This is a genomic window from Bacillus sp. T17B1 (genome assembly GCF_026796395.1).
GTDB classification, from domain to species: domain Bacteria; phylum Bacillota; class Bacilli; order Bacillales; family Bacillaceae; genus Bacillus; species Bacillus spizizenii_A.
On sequence record NZ_JALAYA010000014.1, the window covers coordinates 78051 to 94827 of the forward strand.

Below are 16777 nucleotides of genomic sequence, written 5' to 3' on the forward strand. Positions count from 1 at the left end.
GTGTTGGGCTCATAACGGCGCCATGGACAATCCCTATTCTCATGCTCCGTCACCGACGCGGGCATTTTTTGTTGTCCCTGCACGTTTTTGCCATTTTCAAACGGTATTTCTCACTTTTTTCATTTTGATTGACAACTTTTCATTTGATACGATGAACAAGCCGACTTTTCTTCAGCAAAGGAGGTTTTGATTGCTTGCAAAAAGAGATTGCAAAAGAATTATTGCTCCTCGCAGGAGGTAAAAGCAATATTATCAGCATCAGCCATTGTACGACCCGTCTTCGTTTTGAGGTAAAAGACGAGACGAAAATCGATATACATGCCATTGAAAATCTGCAAGGTGTACAAGGTACCTTTTTCCGATATGGATTATTCCAGATTATCTTCGGAGCAGGCGTCGTCAATAAAGTATATAAAGAAGTCGTTCACGTGTGGGAGGCCGCGCCTTCTGAAAAGCCTGTTCAACAGAAAAAGGCCAGCCGGAAGCTGAGCCCTGTCGCAGTATTTGCGAAAACAATATCCGATATTTTTGTGCCGATTATCCCGGCAATCACAGCAAGCGGCCTGCTTATGGGATTGATCGGAATGATTAAGGTGTTCCACTGGTTCGCAGCCGACAGTCCATGGATCAAAGTGCTCGATCTCGTATCCAGCACAGCTTTTATTTTGCTGCCGATTTTGGTCGGTTTCAGTGCCGCACGGCAATTTGGCAGCAACCCATATTTAGGGGCAGTCATAGCTGGGCTCCTGACGCATCCTGATCTGTTGGATCCGTCTATGCTCGGCAGCAAAACCCCCGCTTCCTTAGACATCTGGGGGCTGCATATTCCAATGATGGGCTATCAGGGCTCCATTATACCAATTCTTCTCTCCGTTTATGTCATGAGCCAAATTGAGAAGCTATTAAAATCAATTGTGCCGAAGTCGCTTGATGTCGTCATCATTCCTTTTATTACGGTCATGGTGACAGGGTGCCTCGCGCTGATTATGATGAACCCCGCCGCGTCCATCATCGGCCAAATTATGACACAGTCGATTGTCTATGTTTATGACCACGCCGGCATTGCTGCCGGAGCTCTGTTCGGCGGCATCTACTCCACCATCGTTCTATCCGGGTTGCATCATAGCTTTTATGCGATTGAAGCAACGCTGCTTTCCGATCCGCATGTCGGCGTGAACTTTTTAGTGCCGATATGGTCGATGGCGAATGTGGCCCAAGGCGGAGCGGGGCTTGCTGTTTTCTTCAAAACGAAACAATCAAGTCTGAAGAAAATTGCGCTCCCCGCTTCCCTGACCGCGTTTTTAGGCATTGTAGAGCCGATTGTATTCGGGGTTAATGTCAAACTAATCCGTCCCTTTATCGGAGCTGCCATCGGCGGCGCTATTGGCGGAGCATACGTGGTTGCGGTACATGTCGTGTCGAATTCCTACGGACTGACAGGCATTCCGATGATTTCAATCGTGCTGCCGTTCGGGACCGCTAATTTTGTTCATTATATGATCGGTTTTTTGATCGCGGCCGGGTCTGCTTTTATAGCTACATTGTTTCTCGGGTTTAAAGAAGAGACAGAATAACTGGATTTATTCGATTTCATTCATAAAACGGGGGATGAAAGGACAAAAAAGCTATGAAAATTAAAAGAATCTTAAATCATAATGCTATCGTCGTAAAGGATCAAAATGAAGAGAAGATTCTCTTAGGCGCAGGAATTGCGTTCGACAAAAAGAAGAATGATATTGTCGATCCATCAAAAATAGAGAAAACCTTTGTCAGAAAAGATACAGCTGACTATAAGCAGTTCGAAGAGATTTTAGAAACATTGCCAGAAGACCATATTCAGATCTCTGAGCAAATTATCTCCCATGCCGAAAAAGAGCTGAACATCAAAATCAACGAGCGTATTCATGTCGCTTTTTCAGACCATCTTTCCTTTGCGATCGAACGCCTTAGCAATGGAATGGTCATCAAAAATCCGCTGCTGAATGAGATCAAAGTGCTTTATCCGAAGGAATTCCAGATCGGCTTGTGGGCCAGAGCGCTGATTCAAGAGAAACTGGGGATTCACATTCCTGACGATGAAATCGGCAATATCGCCATGCATATCCATACGGCTAGAAACAATGCCGGTGACATGACGCAGACACTTGATATTACAACGATGATCCGTGATATTATCGAGATTATTGAAACTCAGCTGTCAATCAATATTGTAGAAGATACCATCTCTTATGAACGGCTTGTGACCCATCTCCGCTTTGCGATTCAACATATCAAAGCGGGCGAATCCATTTATGAGCTAGATGCAGAAATGATCGACATTATTAAAGAGAAGTTTAAGGATGCCTTCCTGTGTGCCCTAAGCATCGGCACATTTGTGAAGAAGGAATACGATTTTGAGTTTCCTGAAAAAGAATTATGCTATATTGCCATGCATATTCAGCGTTTTTACCAACGGTCAGTGGCGCGCTGAGGCAAAAAAACGCTTTTGAAATGATCAAAAGCGTTTTTTATATTGAATTTATTGGTTGATGGCCGGGTTCCCGATCGTATTCCACTTCGTATAGGACATGTAATGGAAATACTCATCGCGATACGGATGTTTTGTATTGGAGTTCCAAGGCTTTTCTCCGCCGCAGAAGTGCACGATTGCCGGGTTTTCTCTCGTTTCATTATATTGCTTCTGCCCTAACAGTGTCGGAGGGGTTTTCAATTTTAACATGATGTATGTTTGAGCGTTCCAGCGCGGGTGAAGCTCATACCACTTATCATATAAGATCGCATTCAGTGCATCTTGGTCGTGCAGCACGAGAAAGTCTTCAGATGGGTTTTCATTGATAAAGTCGATGACTTTTTCTGTGATGTTTTGCTTTCTCCAAGGTTCAAAATCAATAACCATGATACCTGAATTAAAATACTTCCCTGTATCAGTGACATTCATTTCTTTCAGGCGTTCATGCTGCCCCGCATCTTCAACAGCAGCCACCGTATATGGCGCAATATCCAAGTCCCACAGTTTCGAAATATCCTCAAGAATAATCGCATCACAATCGACATATATCATTCGTTTGATGCTCTCATCCTTAATTAAGTCAGGAATCGAAATGCGGTAATACGCTGCTTTTGTAATATGGCTGCTCTCTACCGCATGTTCATACATATTAGTATCCACTTCTAAAAACTCAATCGGCACGCCGAATTTCAATGTGGTTTCTTCCAGTCTTTTCTTGTTATCAGGTTTAATTCCGCCATCAATGACGTATAGTTTTACCTTTCTTTCCTGATCCATATTCGTCAATAAAGAAACGAACATCCCACCTAAATGACGAGCATAATTATCATCTGCGCATGACACAATATGCATAACTTCATCTTTCTTCAATGATATTCATCTCCCTTTTTGTTGTACAAATTACATTCCCGATTTCAGAAAATTAAACACCATTCTTCAATATTTTTATGGACAGAATGTGTTATACAGCAAAAAAGGCGTCATTTTTTGAACATGTGATAAAGCCAATAAAGGATGTAAAAGCTGGCGACCGTTATGGCTTCAGCCGAAGCGATGTACCACGGCCAAGGTCCGAGAACATCTAAAAGAGAAGAGCCGCCCGGTTTTTTCGTCAAATACATATAATTCGCGCCAAGCCACCGGTCAAGCAGATAAATGCAGACGCCGTACACATTGACAATGAGAACAGTCCCCCATAAAGAACGCTGTCTGAGTCTGTACGTCCCAATTACCGCCATCAGCAGACAGGACAGAAACACGGACCCGTGCGAAATAAAAAAGAGGATATATCGAATATGCGGAAATGAAAACATACCGAGATCAGGAGTGGCAAGCGCCTGGATCGAACTGCCGATGCCGACAAAATATAAAAATACATACAGCTTCCTGCTTTTGGTCACCAGCATGATGGCCGACAAATACACAGACAGGTCACTAAGCTGGAGAGGCAATGAAGTGCGCATTGACCACCTGTCCGTGGCGATCATCCATATTTGATAACCGATTTGCGAACCAAGCAACAGAAACACAAACAAATAACGCAAAAACTGGCTGGCCTTAGGCCTCTTGACCGCTTCGCGGAACAGAAACAACAGTATAGCCAAAAGAGCGATAATTGCTAACGTCACCACATGCTCTGCAGAAAAAAGGTGAAACGGATCATGTTTATAGACGGATTGAACATAATTTTGCAAGATGGCACACCCCCGTTTGCGGCTTTTTGTTTATTGTGGTGTTGTATGGGCCTTTTTTATTCAAAAAAGCGGATCGCTAGTAGTACGCGAACCGCATCGTAAACTCAATTCTCTTTTTTTATGTCGTATAACTCAATTTTTCTGTATAGCCTGTTTCTTGTGATTCCGAGCAGCTTAGCAGATCTCTGTATGTTCCAATTACAATAATTTAATACATCTGAAATTGCTCTCTTTTCAGATTCCTCAAGTGAAAGGGGCAAACGCTCTTCCGGTTTGTTCATGACGTCAATTTGAATGTCTTTACTGCCGATAACATGGCCGTCAGATAAAACAACAGCTTGAGCCAAGACACTATGCAATTCTCTAATATTCCCAGGCCAATGATACTGTTCAATTTTCCTCTTCGCCTCTGCAGAAAGAACTTTTCTAGAAATGCTGGCTGTTTGTAAGTATTCCTCTGCAAGTTCTAATACATCACTTCTTTCTGAAAGGGATGGCAATCTTAGTGTTATACCTTTTAACCGATAGTATAAATCCGCACGAAACTTACCCTTCTCTATCTCTTCTATGAGATTTTTGTGTGTTGCTGCGATAATTCTGATGTCAATGTGAATAGGCTTTATGCCGCCGATCGGTGTAACCATTTTTTCTTGCAAAACCCGCAGAAGCACACTTTGGGCGCTTAAAGTCATATCACCAATCTCGTCTAAGAAGATGGTACCTCCGTTTGCAGCCAAAAACTTCCCTTCACTCCCTTTTTGGTCTGCTCCTGTAAAAGCACCCTTTTTATATCCAAACATCTCACTCACCACAAGATTTTCAGGAATAGCGGCGCAGTTTATCGCTATAAAAGGTTTATCTGATCGACTGCTTATGGAGTGAATGGATTGTGAAACCAATTCTTTTCCGGTTCCGCTTTCTCCCAAAATTAACACGGGCAAATCAAATTCGGCCGCTTTCTTTGCTAGAGAGACCTGTTCTTTCAGTTTTGGACAGCTGCCTTTGATATCGGAGAATGTATATTGATGATTGCTTCGCTCTGTCTGATAAAAGATTTTTGTTTTCCAATTCGGATTAGAACGACTGCTGATTGTCTCAGTTTTTAAGGACTGATCAGGAAAAAAATCTTCCCCCACACAGTCGCGACCGAGGATATGCTTAGCCGCCCGGTTTGCTTTCAAAATGCGGTGAGAAGGACTTGTAGATACTATGGGAGCTTGATATTTATCGAATATTTTATCCAGTTCTTGCTCTAGATACGAATATTGTTGCTGCTGATATTGTTCATCTAATCTGTTTTGAATCAGTTTGGCAGCCATTTTTGCAATTGAAAATGATACAGGATCAAAAACTCCAGAATGCCTATAAACATTAACGACTCCTCTAAAGCCCTCCTTTTTTGTAAATATTGGGCTGGCTGCGCAATTAAATGTTGAATGTTCTGGGTAATAATGCTCGGGCCCTTTTACTATGACTGGTGCTTTTTCTATTAAGACGATGCCGACAGCGTTCGTCCCCCTGTAGGACTCACTCCAATTCACACCGATTTCTGATACAGTATTTTTTTGAGTACAGCCTGGTTCCTGATACACATATAAAACCCACCCATTTGCATCCATAAGAGAGACAGAATGCCCTGTGTTCTGAAGATAAAAACTCAGGTGCTCTTCAAATACTTCAATGGAGTATTCTAGAAACAATTGATTTTCTTGATACAGCTTATTTTTATCATAAGTCGTTAGCTTTTGATCAATCGGCCTAGTCCTTTTTAAATTTGCTTTTTCACAACGAATATAAGACTCACGGATTAAACTGTTTCTATCCGGCATGACTGAATTTGTCAAAAAATCGCCTCCTTCATTCGTATTCATATGACTATTATACTGAATTATCGAAATTAATATAATATTTAAATTTATATTGTTCTATTTTGATGCACTTTGCTATAAAACGGAACACCCCTTCCGTTTCAAAAACCATTTATGACGCTGGTTTCCGCTTGGCATAGTTCTTGCATTTACTAGTTCATGAAGATATCAATCTCTTCAAAATGCGATTTGATGAAAGGGGCGGAATGATGAAAAAGACGTACCAGTTATACATTGGCGGGCGATGGGTAAATGCTGTCGGAGGACAGACCTTTGAATCCCTGAACCCCAGTACAGGCGAAGTAAATGCGATTGTCCAAAAAGCAGAAAAAGAGGATGTCAATCGCGCAGTACAGGCTGCTAAACAGACTTTTGAGGGCGGAAGCTGGCGTCAGATGAGTCCAAGCGACAGAGGGCGGTTATTATATAAGCTCGCTCAAAAAATGGCAGAACACGCAGACTCCCTCGCGGAAATAGAATCCAATGACAACGGATTGCTGATTACTGAAACAAAACATATTGCAATACCCGCCACAATTGATGTTCTTGAGTTTTATGCGGGACTTGCAAACAAAGTGCAAGGAGATACATTATCTTCACCGCATAACAGGCTTAATTTCACCTTAAGAGAGCCTGTAGGCGTTGTCGGGGCCATTGTTCCCTGGAATTTTCCATTAATGCTTACCATGTGGAAGCTTGCTCCTGCTCTCGCAGCTGGTAATACCATTGTTATTAAACCAGCAGAGCAGACACCTGTCAGCATTCTTGAACTCATGTCGCTATGTGAAGAAGTCGGTATTCCAGAAGGTGTTGTGAATGTTGTGACCGGTTTTGGCGATGCCGGCGAAGCCCTCGTTTCAAATCCTGATGTAGCTAAAATCGCTTTTACAGGGTCCACTTCTACAGGCCAGCTGATTCTCCAGAGTGCCAGCAAAACGTTAAAACCAGTCACTGTAGAACTTGGCGGAAAATCACCGAACATCGTGTTCGATGATGCAGAAATTGAAGCAGCTGTTAATGGGTCAATGTTTGGAATTTATTTTGCTCAAGGTCAGGTTTGCGCTTCAGGTTCCCGATTGTTTGTTCAAGATTCTGTGTACGACGAATTTATGGATCTTTTTGTGAGAAAAGTGCAATCCATCAAAGTCGGTCAGGCATTGGATCCAGCTTCACAAATGGGTCCGCAAATTTCGCAGGAACATCTGCAAACGATCGAACATTATGTAGCGGCCGGATTAGAAGAAGGCGCCCGTATCGTCACTGGCGGGGAACGATTCACCGCCGCAGGAAATGGAAACTTTTATACGCCGACTGTTTTCGAAAATGTAACGAACCAAATGAAAATTGCAAGAGAGGAAATTTTCGGCCCTGTCGTTTCAGTTATTCGTTTTAAAGATGAGGAAGACGCTCTGCAAAAGGCAAATGACACTGTTTACGGTCTTGCGTCAGGTGTGTGGACAAATGATATTAAACGTGCAATGAGAATGGCAAAGGGCATCAAAGCAGGCACTGTGTATGTTAATACATACAACATGCTGGACAGCACAGCGCCGTTCGGAGGCGTAAAACAAAGTGGATTCGGCAGAGAACTTGGTATTCAGGCAATTGACATGTATACCCATCTGAAACACGTTTGGGTTGATCTCAATAAAAAAGGCGAAGGTCTTAACTGGTTTCAGCTTTAACTTTTTCAATATATAGGAGGAATGAAATATGAACCCAATCATTAACCAACAAACAGCTGGTATTAAAGAATTAGCAGAAATGGATAGAAGACATTATCTGCATCCGACGACACCGCCAAAACATCATTTTCAAAACGGTCCCTCTGTCATTTTCTCTGAGGCAAAGGGCATCTATTTAAAAGATATAGAAGGAAAGGAACGAATCGATGGGGTATCCATGCTATGGAATGTCAACCTCGGTTATGGAAATGAAGAACTGGCAGAGGCCGCAAAGCAGCAAATGCTTACTCTTTCATATGCCTCTTCATTCTCAGGCCAATCCAATAAACCTGCTATTTATCTAGCTGAAAAAGTAGCTTCTCTAACACCTGGCGATTTAAACGTTACTTTCTTTACCTCTGGCGGATCAGAATCAAATGATACAGCCTTTAAGCTTGCACGATTCTATTGGAAGCTCCAAGGCAAACCGGAACGCACTAAAATTATCGGGCTGGAACAAGGATATCATGGCGTAACAATGGGAGCAACGAGTGCTACAGGCATTGAGGGCTTCCAAAAATTCACGACGTCCAATTCGCAAAACTTCCTCACAGCTGCTGCCCATCAGCTTAAATGTGAACTTGGGGATCGAAAAGATCCTCACTTCAGCCGTTCAATCCGTGGCCTTATCGAATCAGAAGGTGCAGATACAATCGCTGCAGTTATTTTGGAGCCAATCCAAGGGGCCGGCGGCGTGATCTTCCCGCCGGATGGTTATTTGCAGGCTGTGCGCAAGCTATGTGACGAGTATGGCATCTTGCTGATCGCGGATGAAGTCATTTGCGGATTTGGGCGGACAGGAAAGATGTTTGCTGTTGACCATTCTAATATTGTTCCAGATTTCCTTTGTATAGCCAAAGGAATCTCAAGCGGCTATGCTCATCTCGGGGGAGTTGTCATGCGAGAGCATGTCCGCGAAGCGTTTGTCAATTCAGATGAAATGATGTTCCATGGCTTTACTTACAGTGGACACCCTTCAGCTTGCGCAGTCGGATTGAAAACATTAGAAATTATGGAACGAGACCAGCTTGTTGAAAACAGCAGACTTCGCGGAGAAGAAATGCTAAAGGGTCTTCAGCACCTGGAACGCACACACAAACACGTAACAAAAGTAAGAGGACGAGGATTACTCGGCGGTTTTGAATTGTTCCAGGACCCGGATAAAGGCACACCATTTGATGTGTCTGCACATGCGGCGGCAAAATATGTTGATATCTGCTTTGAAAAAGGGCTTCAGCTTCGCTACTTTGACTGGAGAGGCACCAACACCGTGGCAATTGCCCCGCCTCTGATCATTACGAAAGAACAAGTGGAAGACATCATCAACATCATGTCTGATGCTTTGACTGCTTTTGAAAAAACATGTTAAAGATTGACTGAATATGGAGCCATGAGCCTCAAAAGCCATGGCTCCTTTTCAAAGGAGGCATTCTATGGGAATGAAAACCAAAAATATACCGGACAACAGCGGATTAAAAAAAGTAATGAAAACGAGAGATCTAGTTATCTTCGGAATGGTGTTTATGGCTCCTGTTTCTGCTCAAACCTTATTCAGCGAACTGTCAAGGGTATCAACCAATCATGCGGTGCTCTCGTATTTGGTCGCACTAGTTGCGATGGTTTTTACAGCATTGAGCTATGGTAAAATGGCGGGAACATTCCCTTCATCAGGATCTACTTACAGTTATACGTCAAAAGCTATTCATCCGGTTGCGGGCTTCATTGCCGGATGGGGCATATTGCTTGATTATCTGCTGATGCCAATCTTGCTCTGTAAGTTGAGCGCTGTTTACGCATTAGAGCTGTTTCCTGGAGTTCCATTTTGGTTCATGCTGCTAGTTTTTTTCCTCCCAGTTACCATCAGCAATTTTCTGGGTGCCGCTGTGTCGTCTATTGTAAACATCTTCATGACAGCTATTATGTTAATCAGTCTGTTCCTGTTCGTGGGCTTCGCTATCAAACATATATCTGCAACAGACGGGATGCAGGGCCTTTTTACCTTCAAAGGTTTATATCAAGCTGATACTTTTTCCTTTCAAACAATGATGGCGGGTGCTTCTATTGCAGTCCTATCTTACTTAGGGTTTGATGCAGTGACAACAATGGCAGAAGATTCCACTGTAAAGGGTAAGATGGTCGGGAGGGCAGCAGTTATTGCTTTATTTATGAGCGCGTTTTTGTATTGTATCCAAGCTTACTTTGCAACACTGATTACGCAAACAATCGGAACTTTAAAATCTCCTGACACTGCTTTTTTCGAAATCGCACAAACAGTCGGAGGGAACAGTCTGGCACTCTTGATTACACTCGTTATTTCTATCTCTGGAATTTCCACAGCATTGGCCGGGCAAGCTTCATCTTCACGGATTATCTTCAGTATGGCTCGTGACAAACGTCTTCCTGCTAGCTTCGCCAAATTGCATCCAAGATTTAAAACACCATATATCAGCATTTTAACATTAGCCGTTCTCGGTTACTTGGGTGCTTTGTGTATTCCGTTAAGCATAGTCTATACGATTATGGTATTTGGAGGATTAATTGGATTCATATGCGTAAATTTATCCGTTATTTCTGAATTCTCAATTAAGAGGAGGAAAATGAAGGGTCTTGGCTTTTTTAGTTACTTTTTATTTCCTGCCATCGGGTTTCTGATTAGCACGTTTATTCTTTTCAGTATGGACGTAATCGGAAAAACAGTTGGGGTTTTATGGCTCATTTTCGGTTTGGTGATACTTGGACTGACGGAAAAAGGTATTAGAGTGAAAGAAATCAACATTGATGAATTTCAATAGTGTAGTTTGTCTTGGCTCCGCTATCTGCTGGCCATTCAAATTTCCTGCTTATATCTCACGCAAACGAAACAAAAGCCTAAGAAACGATTTCTTAGGCTTTTGTGTTACTTCCATTATGCAATTTTTTCAACTGGGAGACAGTATGAAGCAAATCCCTCTTCAGCTGCTTTGCCGATGGATAGAAGCATAACCGGTACATAGCGTTCTTTTTCAAGTCCGAATGCCTCAGCGATATTTTCTTTATCGTATCCCCCGATTGGGTTTGTATCGTGCACGTGCTGTCAGCATCATTTGCATGGAAACAAGACCTGCATCAACCAAGATGGTTTCCCGATTCTCCTGGTTGGAAGTTTTTCGAAATGCGCTGTCAATCCTTTCAATTGCTGTCCTTTACCTCTTGCGGCATGTAACCCATCTCTACGGCTTTTGAATAAATTTCTTCTAATTAGTCAGCATTATTCATATCTGCAAAAATTGATAGACAGCAGAAGACGTGTACCTTGTGTTTAATTGAATTTGGCAAGAACTAAAGCCTTTCTTTGTCTTTTTGGCTTTCAATAACAAGAAATCACCAAGTCTGTGCGTTAACTGCCGATGGTGCAGTAGTCGCTTCTTCTAATATAAGCGTCATCTCTTCTTTGCTGATTTTGATGGTTGGATCATAGCTGCGGATGGAAAGACGGCCTTTCATAATCTCCATAAAATCGTTTGTTTTTAAAGCAGCCCCCATGTCAAAACGTTCCTCTACTGTTAATATTGTATTGCAATCGCATGAGCAAGATTTGCTGGCAAAGTTAGACACAGCCAAGTTGATCAATTCTTATTTTTATATCTCTGATGAATATTATTTTTTTTGTATGTCCCTGCTTCACTGAATTCTATTATCTCCAGTGATAAAGCCAAATAACGTGTGTTAAATAGTTCTGAAAAATACTCTGTCATCGCGGAAAAGATAGCATCCCCCACCGCTCTCTTCTCCTCTATCGTACGGCCGGCTCCTATCTTGAGCGCCGCGTGAACAAAAGCATCATCCTCTGTCCCATCAGCGACAACATAATCTGTCAGCTCAATAGCCCTTGCTCTGATTCCTCCGGTTGGAAACACTCCGCCTTGGGCTATGATCGCCTGGTTGATATCACGCAAAAGCTCTTTGATATTTGCTTCTTGTTTTATATTATCTGTGTATTCAACAATAATATGAGGCAACTGTTCCTCACTCCTTACAGATTGGAAGATGATTTTATTCCTATGCTCTTTGTTGTTTCAAATGCCTCATCCCCGACAATGTAATTAACAAGCTTTCCGATGCCCTCTATTTCAGTCACAACTTCGTCCCCAACCTTTGTGTCTACTGTTCCCTTTGGCGTTCCTGTCAGAATGATATCGCCTTCTCCAAGGGTCATAAAAGATGAGATATATTCTATTAAGAATGGAATATCAAAGACCATGTCTTTTGTTGTGCCTTCTTGGGTTTTCTCGCCATTGACATAGGTTCTCATTGCCAAATTCATAGGGTCAGCAATGTCTTCCTTATCGACCAGCCAAGGACCTATCGGTGTGCATGTATCTCTGTTTTTCACTCTGAGATTCGGACGGTAATAGTTTTCAAGGTAGTCGCGAAGCGCGTAATCATTCGCGATGGTATATCCTTGTACATAGTCATAAGCTTCTTCTTTTTTAATGTGCTTTCCTGATTTACCGATCACAACCGCCAATTCGCACTCATAATGCATGTACGTCACATCTGCGGGTCTCCTTGTTTCAGCTTGATGTCCCACAAATGTGTTTGGTCCTTTTAAAAAAATGAGCGGTTCTTCCGGCGCTTTAAACGCCAGTTCGTTTGCATGGTCCGCGAAATTCAACCCTAAGGCGAAAACCGTTCCGGGAACGACCGGCGGCAGCCAAACAGTCTCATCTTCTTTTACTGTACGGCCATCTGTCAAAGTCAGTATTCCCTCATCTGACACACTCGCATCATGAATTGCTCCTTTATAAGCAATGCGCGCTTTTTTCACGACTGTTCCTCTCCTTCCCCTATGATAGCATGGTGCAACGAACCAATACCGGAGATTTGTATTGTAATATTGTCCCCTCTTTTGGCAGCCGGAGACCGTAATGGCACACCCGCAAGCAGCACGTCTCCGGGCGAAAGCGTCATAAATTCAGTCACATCGGCAATTAGCTTAGGAACCGATCTTATTACCCTGGATGTATTGTACTCCTGCTCAAGTGTTCCATTGATAAACAGCGAAATCGTCAGTTGATTAGGATCTTGAATAGCGGATTTGCTCGTAATCCAGGGGCCAATCGGACAAAACGAATCTCGGCATTTTTGACTGACTGCCGGCCTGAATACACTATCATTCGGAATGCTGATATCATTGACAATTGTATAGCCGGATACATAATCGAGCGCGTCTTCTTGCTGAACCCTGCACGCCGTTTTTCCAATTACAACACCGAGTCCGGGCCCCATGCTAAGGGACTCTGTGCCTGGCGGCATTGGAACGAAAGCATTTGGCCCGATCACCGTATTTTTTGGCTTAATATATAAAACCGGAGCTTTTGGCGGAATTTGATAAGGCTTTTCATATAAAGCGTCACCAAGCTCACTGAGATCCTTCTCCATATTTAACGCCACTCCATAAACAGTACCCACCTCAGGGGCATCAATGACAGCGTTTTTTAAGTCATATTTCTTGCTATCCCTTATGATTGTCTGGCCATTTTCCTGTAAAGCCGCTGTTGTCATGAAGCTGTTATCTCGAAACTTCACAAAAATCTCCGTCATAAGTATGCTCCTTTCAAACTGACAGTTTCCTCACGTATTTGCTCAATCCATTGAAGTGATGCTGATTGTCCCAAAGAACAGGCATGATTGCCGCATCCGTTAACACGAAGAACGCTGCTGTCTTTTTCCACCCTGCACCATCCCTCTATTGACGTGTTCTCTTGAGAAATCCTGACTCGGTACATTCCCTCCTGAGGCAGAAAATAACTGGCATATCTAAGCATTAATATAAGCTGATTGCCCTTCCCGTATTTCTGGAAAGCTAGAACCGTGCAGTTGACTTGATAAAAGTCTCCTAAATACTCTGGGATATGCCTGACACTGCCTGACATCAGAAGTTCTCGGATTTTCGATGAACTGATTTTATTCATTTGAAAGGCCAGCTTGGGGACAATCGTGAGGTCATATCCCCCTTTGGAAGCCTCTCTTAATGTATCTGTATTTCCAGTTCCTCCTTTTCCAAAGGAGAAATCAAATCCAGCAACCACCTGTTTGCAGTTTAGTCCATAAATAAATTGTTCAATAAATTGGTCTGGGGCGATGTCTGCGAAGGCTTGATCAAAACGAATGACATACGCTGCATCTGCCCCTTCAGCCTCAAAGGCCTCTAGTTTTTCTGGAAGCGGCGTTAAATACCGTCTGATGGCTTTATGCGGTGTAATGATTTGGCTCGGATGCCTGTCAAATGTCATCACCTTGAAAGCCAGCCCTTTTTGGCGGGCCAATGTTCTCGCTTGGCGCAGCAACTGTTTATGCCCTAGGTGGACACCATCGAAAAAACCGAGAGCCATGACACAGGGCTGATGAATGTTTTGTCTGGGTGAAGAGGGGACGCTCAATTCAATGACTTCCATTACGTCAGTCTCCTTTCAGCATCATTGATATCGCCATGATCGACCTCCAGCCCATCTGCTTATTGCCGATTGATCACAACTAACTTTGATTCTGTCATTTCTTCGATCGCATATTTGATTCCCTCGCGTCCGGTTCCGCTTTCTTTCACACCGCCGTAAGGCATTTGGTCTACTCGGAATGTCGGAAAATCATTAATGATCACACCGCCGACTTCCAATTGGTCTGCCGCATCCAAAGCGTCATTTATGCGATTCGTATAAATTCCCGCCTGCAAGCCATAGCGTGAATCGTTCACTCGTTCAATTGCCTCTTTTAAATCAGTAAAAGAAGATGCCGTCACAATCGGCGCAAACGCTTCTTGGCAGTTTACTTTCATTTCTTCATGCGCTTGCTCAATGACAGTCGGAGCAAGTATTTGCCCTTGTACATCTCCGCCATGCACAGAAGCCCCCATTTGTCTGGCTTCATCAACCCATTCCTTAGCACGCTCCACATCCTCGGCTGAAATCATAGCTGATAGATCGGTGTCCGGATCAAGCGGATCGCCCATCTTCAGCTTCTTTGCTTTCTCTACAAACAGCTTCATAAATGGCTGATATAAGCTTTCATGAATAAACATTCTTTGAAGGGAAATACAGACCTGTCCTTGGTAGGAAAATGCCCCGCTCACACAACGTTCAGCAATTTTTTCGATATCAGTCTCTTTGTCTATGATAACGGCCGAATTTGACCCCAGCTCTAGTGTGACTTTTTTAAGCCCCGCTTTACTCCGGATTTGCACTCCCACTTCCGGGCTTCCTGTGAAGGTAATCATTTTAACTCTTTCATCGATGACAAGCTGATCTCCCACAATTTTGCCGCTTCCTGTCACAACATTCAGGGCGCCTTTTGGCAAATCAGTTTCAGCGAGCAGTTCAGCTAAAAATAACGCTGACAACGGCGTTTGACTCGCAGGCTTTAACACAATGGGATTTCCTGCCGCAATCGCAGGCCCGACTTTATGCGCCACCAGATTCATAGGAAAGTTAAATGGGGTAATCGCGCCGACAACGCCTAAAGGCTCTCGATTCGTAAATGCCATACGGCCTTCCCCGCCAGGCGCAGCATCAATCGGGATGATTTCACCTTGCAGACGTTTCGCTTCCTCCGCGGCAAATTGATACGTTTGAATGGTCCGTTCCACTTCCGCTTCCGCCACTTTCAGCGGTTTAGCCGCTTCTAGCGCGATCAAACGCGCCGCTTCATCCCTACGCTCTTGCAATAAACGAACGAGATCCGCTAAAATGTTTGAGCGTCTGTACCGTGAGAGCTTTTTCATTTCCGGGATTGCCCGATGCGCGGCATCTATCGCCTCTTTTGTTTCTTCTGTTGTTGCTTGAGGTATTTCAGCGAGAATGCTTTGATCAAACGGGGCCTTTAAGATTTTATAATGACTGGCCGTTCTCCATTCCCCGTTTATAAATAGCTTTTTTTGTAATTCATCCTTGACGAGCGCCATGTTTTTTCCTCCCTTACATCAGAATAGCCGGCTGAGAGACCGGCATGTTCTGACAATGATCAAATAACAAACGTAGGTTTTCTCTTTTTCAATGTAGGCTCTCCTGTTTTTAGAGGCTTGCGAGTCTCTATATCTAGCACGCTGGAAGCTTCGTTAAACCAACTGTCCGGCGCTTCATGCCCCCAGAATGTTTGCCGCTGTGGGTCGTCTAAATTCCAGCTTACCGGGTTAAAATCCGGATCACTGGTAAGGTAATCTCCGTTATACAATTCAATACGGTGTCCGTCTGGGTCTCTTAAATAAAGGAAAAACGCATTTGATAATCCATGTCTGCCCGGCCCTCTTTCAATGCTCTTGCCGAAGCCTGAAGCAGCTAAAACATCACACGCATGGATGAGTGCCAACGGATCAGGCAGCCAGAATCCGATATGGTGAACCCTAGGTCCCTCCCCATTCATAAACGCTTGATCATGCACCGTATGCTTACGGTGCAGCCAGGCTGCCCAAATTTTCTTCTGTTCGTCTTCGGTATATTCCGAACATGCAAATCCCAACTCTTTTATATAGAAGTCATACGCTGTTTCCACATCTTTCACCATGCAGTTAAAGTGGTCGATCCGCTGGACTCTTGAACCCGTGTACAAATCATAGCGCTGAAGCATGCGGTCCACCTGATCCATAGAAGCAAAATACTCGATCGGGAGTCCGGAAATATCCTGAACGCGCAGCGCCCTGCCGACTCCTTTTTGAGTCCCTTTTTCCATCCAAATTGTATTCATTCCTTTTAAAGTGAAAAACTGTTCTAAGCGATCAAGGTCTTCTTCTGAAGCGACTTTATAGCTGATGGCTTCCACATGAGCTTCATCTGACTTTTTCAATAAAAGGCTGTGATGTCCGCACTCCTCCAGCCCGCGCAAATAAATGTGCTGATCATCTGCGTCTGTTTCGATAAAACCCAATGCTTTCACGTAAAATTCTCTTGATTTATCTAGATCGGTCACATGCAGAACCGCTCTAGCACAGCGAATAATATTAAAATCCATACC

The 16777-nt window shown here is 43.5% G+C and carries 14 protein-coding genes and 1 pseudogene; 5 read left to right on the forward strand and 10 right to left on the reverse strand.

Annotated features, from left to right (window positions below):
• Positions 1-194: 194 nt before the first annotated feature.
• Both sacX and sacY read left to right on the forward strand, forming a co-directional pair.
• Positions 195-1574 carry a SacY negative regulator SacX gene (sacX, locus tag MOF34_RS08245; RefSeq protein ID WP_019716154.1) on the forward strand — a complete coding sequence of 460 codons (1380 nt, stop codon included), beginning with the start codon at positions 195-197 and terminating at the stop codon, positions 1572-1574.
• 53 nt (positions 1575-1627) lie between these two features.
• On the forward strand, positions 1628-2470 hold the full coding sequence (gene sacY, locus MOF34_RS08250) for a transcription antiterminator SacY (protein WP_268399705.1): 843 nt from the start codon (positions 1628-1630) through the stop codon (positions 2468-2470).
• Positions 2471-2518: 48 nt separating this feature from the next.
• Here the strand turns inward: sacY and MOF34_RS08255 are convergent, their stop codons facing one another.
• The 3 genes from MOF34_RS08255 to MOF34_RS08265 all read right to left on the reverse strand — a co-directional run bounded on the left by MOF34_RS08255 (position 2519) and on the right by MOF34_RS08265 (position 6047).
• On the reverse strand, positions 2519-3379 hold the full coding sequence (locus MOF34_RS08255) for a glycosyltransferase family 8 protein (protein WP_268399707.1): 861 nt from the start codon (positions 3377-3379) through the stop codon (positions 2519-2521).
• A 110-nt stretch (positions 3380-3489) separates the two neighbouring features.
• On the reverse strand, positions 3490-4203 hold the full coding sequence (locus tag MOF34_RS08260) for a TIGR02206 family membrane protein (RefSeq protein WP_268399709.1): 714 nt from the start codon (positions 4201-4203) through the stop codon (positions 3490-3492).
• Between the two features lie 104 nt (positions 4204-4307).
• A complete protein-coding gene (locus tag MOF34_RS08265; RefSeq protein ID WP_268399710.1) occupies positions 4308-6047 on the reverse strand; it encodes a sigma-54-dependent Fis family transcriptional regulator in 1740 nt (579 codons plus the stop codon).
• 233 nt (positions 6048-6280) lie between these two features.
• On the opposite strand from MOF34_RS08265, the gene MOF34_RS08270 reads away from it, so the two are divergent.
• The 3 genes from MOF34_RS08270 to MOF34_RS08280 all read left to right on the forward strand — a co-directional run bounded on the left by MOF34_RS08270 (position 6281) and on the right by MOF34_RS08280 (position 10587).
• The gene (locus MOF34_RS08270; RefSeq protein WP_268399712.1) at positions 6281-7756 is read left to right on the forward strand and encodes an aldehyde dehydrogenase family protein; all 1476 of its coding nucleotides are present in this window, start codon (positions 6281-6283) and stop codon (positions 7754-7756) included.
• A 28-nt stretch (positions 7757-7784) separates the two neighbouring features.
• Positions 7785-9164 carry an aspartate aminotransferase family protein gene (locus tag MOF34_RS08275; RefSeq protein ID WP_268399714.1) on the forward strand — a complete coding sequence of 460 codons (1380 nt, stop codon included), beginning with the start codon at positions 7785-7787 and terminating at the stop codon, positions 9162-9164.
• Positions 9165-9228: 64 nt separating this feature from the next.
• Positions 9229-10587: an APC family permease gene (locus MOF34_RS08280; protein WP_268399716.1), complete on the forward strand. Its 1359-nt coding sequence runs from the start codon at positions 9229-9231 to the stop codon at positions 10585-10587.
• Positions 10588-10700: 113 nt separating this feature from the next.
• On the opposite strand, the pseudogene MOF34_RS08285 reads toward MOF34_RS08280, so the two are convergent.
• From MOF34_RS08285 to hpaD, 7 genes and pseudogenes are all read right to left on the reverse strand, one after another.
• Positions 10701-11317 (reverse strand): annotated as a pseudogene (locus tag MOF34_RS08285) (nitroreductase family protein).
• Positions 11318-11400: 83 nt separating this feature from the next.
• Positions 11401-11793, reverse strand: a complete 393-nt coding sequence (locus tag MOF34_RS08290; RefSeq protein WP_019716161.1) for a 5-carboxymethyl-2-hydroxymuconate Delta-isomerase — start codon at positions 11791-11793, stop codon at positions 11401-11403.
• 14 nt (positions 11794-11807) lie between these two features.
• On the reverse strand, positions 11808-12602 hold the full coding sequence (locus MOF34_RS08295; RefSeq protein ID WP_268399718.1) for a fumarylacetoacetate hydrolase family protein: 795 nt from the start codon (positions 12600-12602) through the stop codon (positions 11808-11810).
• On the reverse strand, positions 12599-13378 hold the full coding sequence (locus MOF34_RS08300) for a fumarylacetoacetate hydrolase family protein (RefSeq protein ID WP_268399720.1): 780 nt from the start codon (positions 13376-13378) through the stop codon (positions 12599-12601). Before MOF34_RS08300 ends, MOF34_RS08295 begins: the two co-directional genes overlap by 4 nt.
• Positions 13375-14232 carry an FAD synthetase family protein gene (locus MOF34_RS08305; protein ID WP_268399721.1) on the reverse strand — a complete coding sequence of 286 codons (858 nt, stop codon included), beginning with the start codon at positions 14230-14232 and terminating at the stop codon, positions 13375-13377. The genes MOF34_RS08300 and MOF34_RS08305 overlap by 4 nt, the downstream gene beginning before the upstream one ends.
• 59 nt (positions 14233-14291) lie before the next feature.
• Complete coding sequence (locus tag MOF34_RS08310; protein ID WP_268399722.1) at positions 14292-15731, reverse strand: aldehyde dehydrogenase family protein; 1440 nt, start codon at positions 15729-15731, stop codon at positions 14292-14294.
• A 59-nt stretch (positions 15732-15790) separates the two neighbouring features.
• Positions 15791-16774: a 3,4-dihydroxyphenylacetate 2,3-dioxygenase gene (gene hpaD / locus MOF34_RS08315; RefSeq protein ID WP_268399724.1), complete on the reverse strand. Its 984-nt coding sequence runs from the start codon at positions 16772-16774 to the stop codon at positions 15791-15793.
• Positions 16775-16777 lie beyond the last annotated feature (3 nt).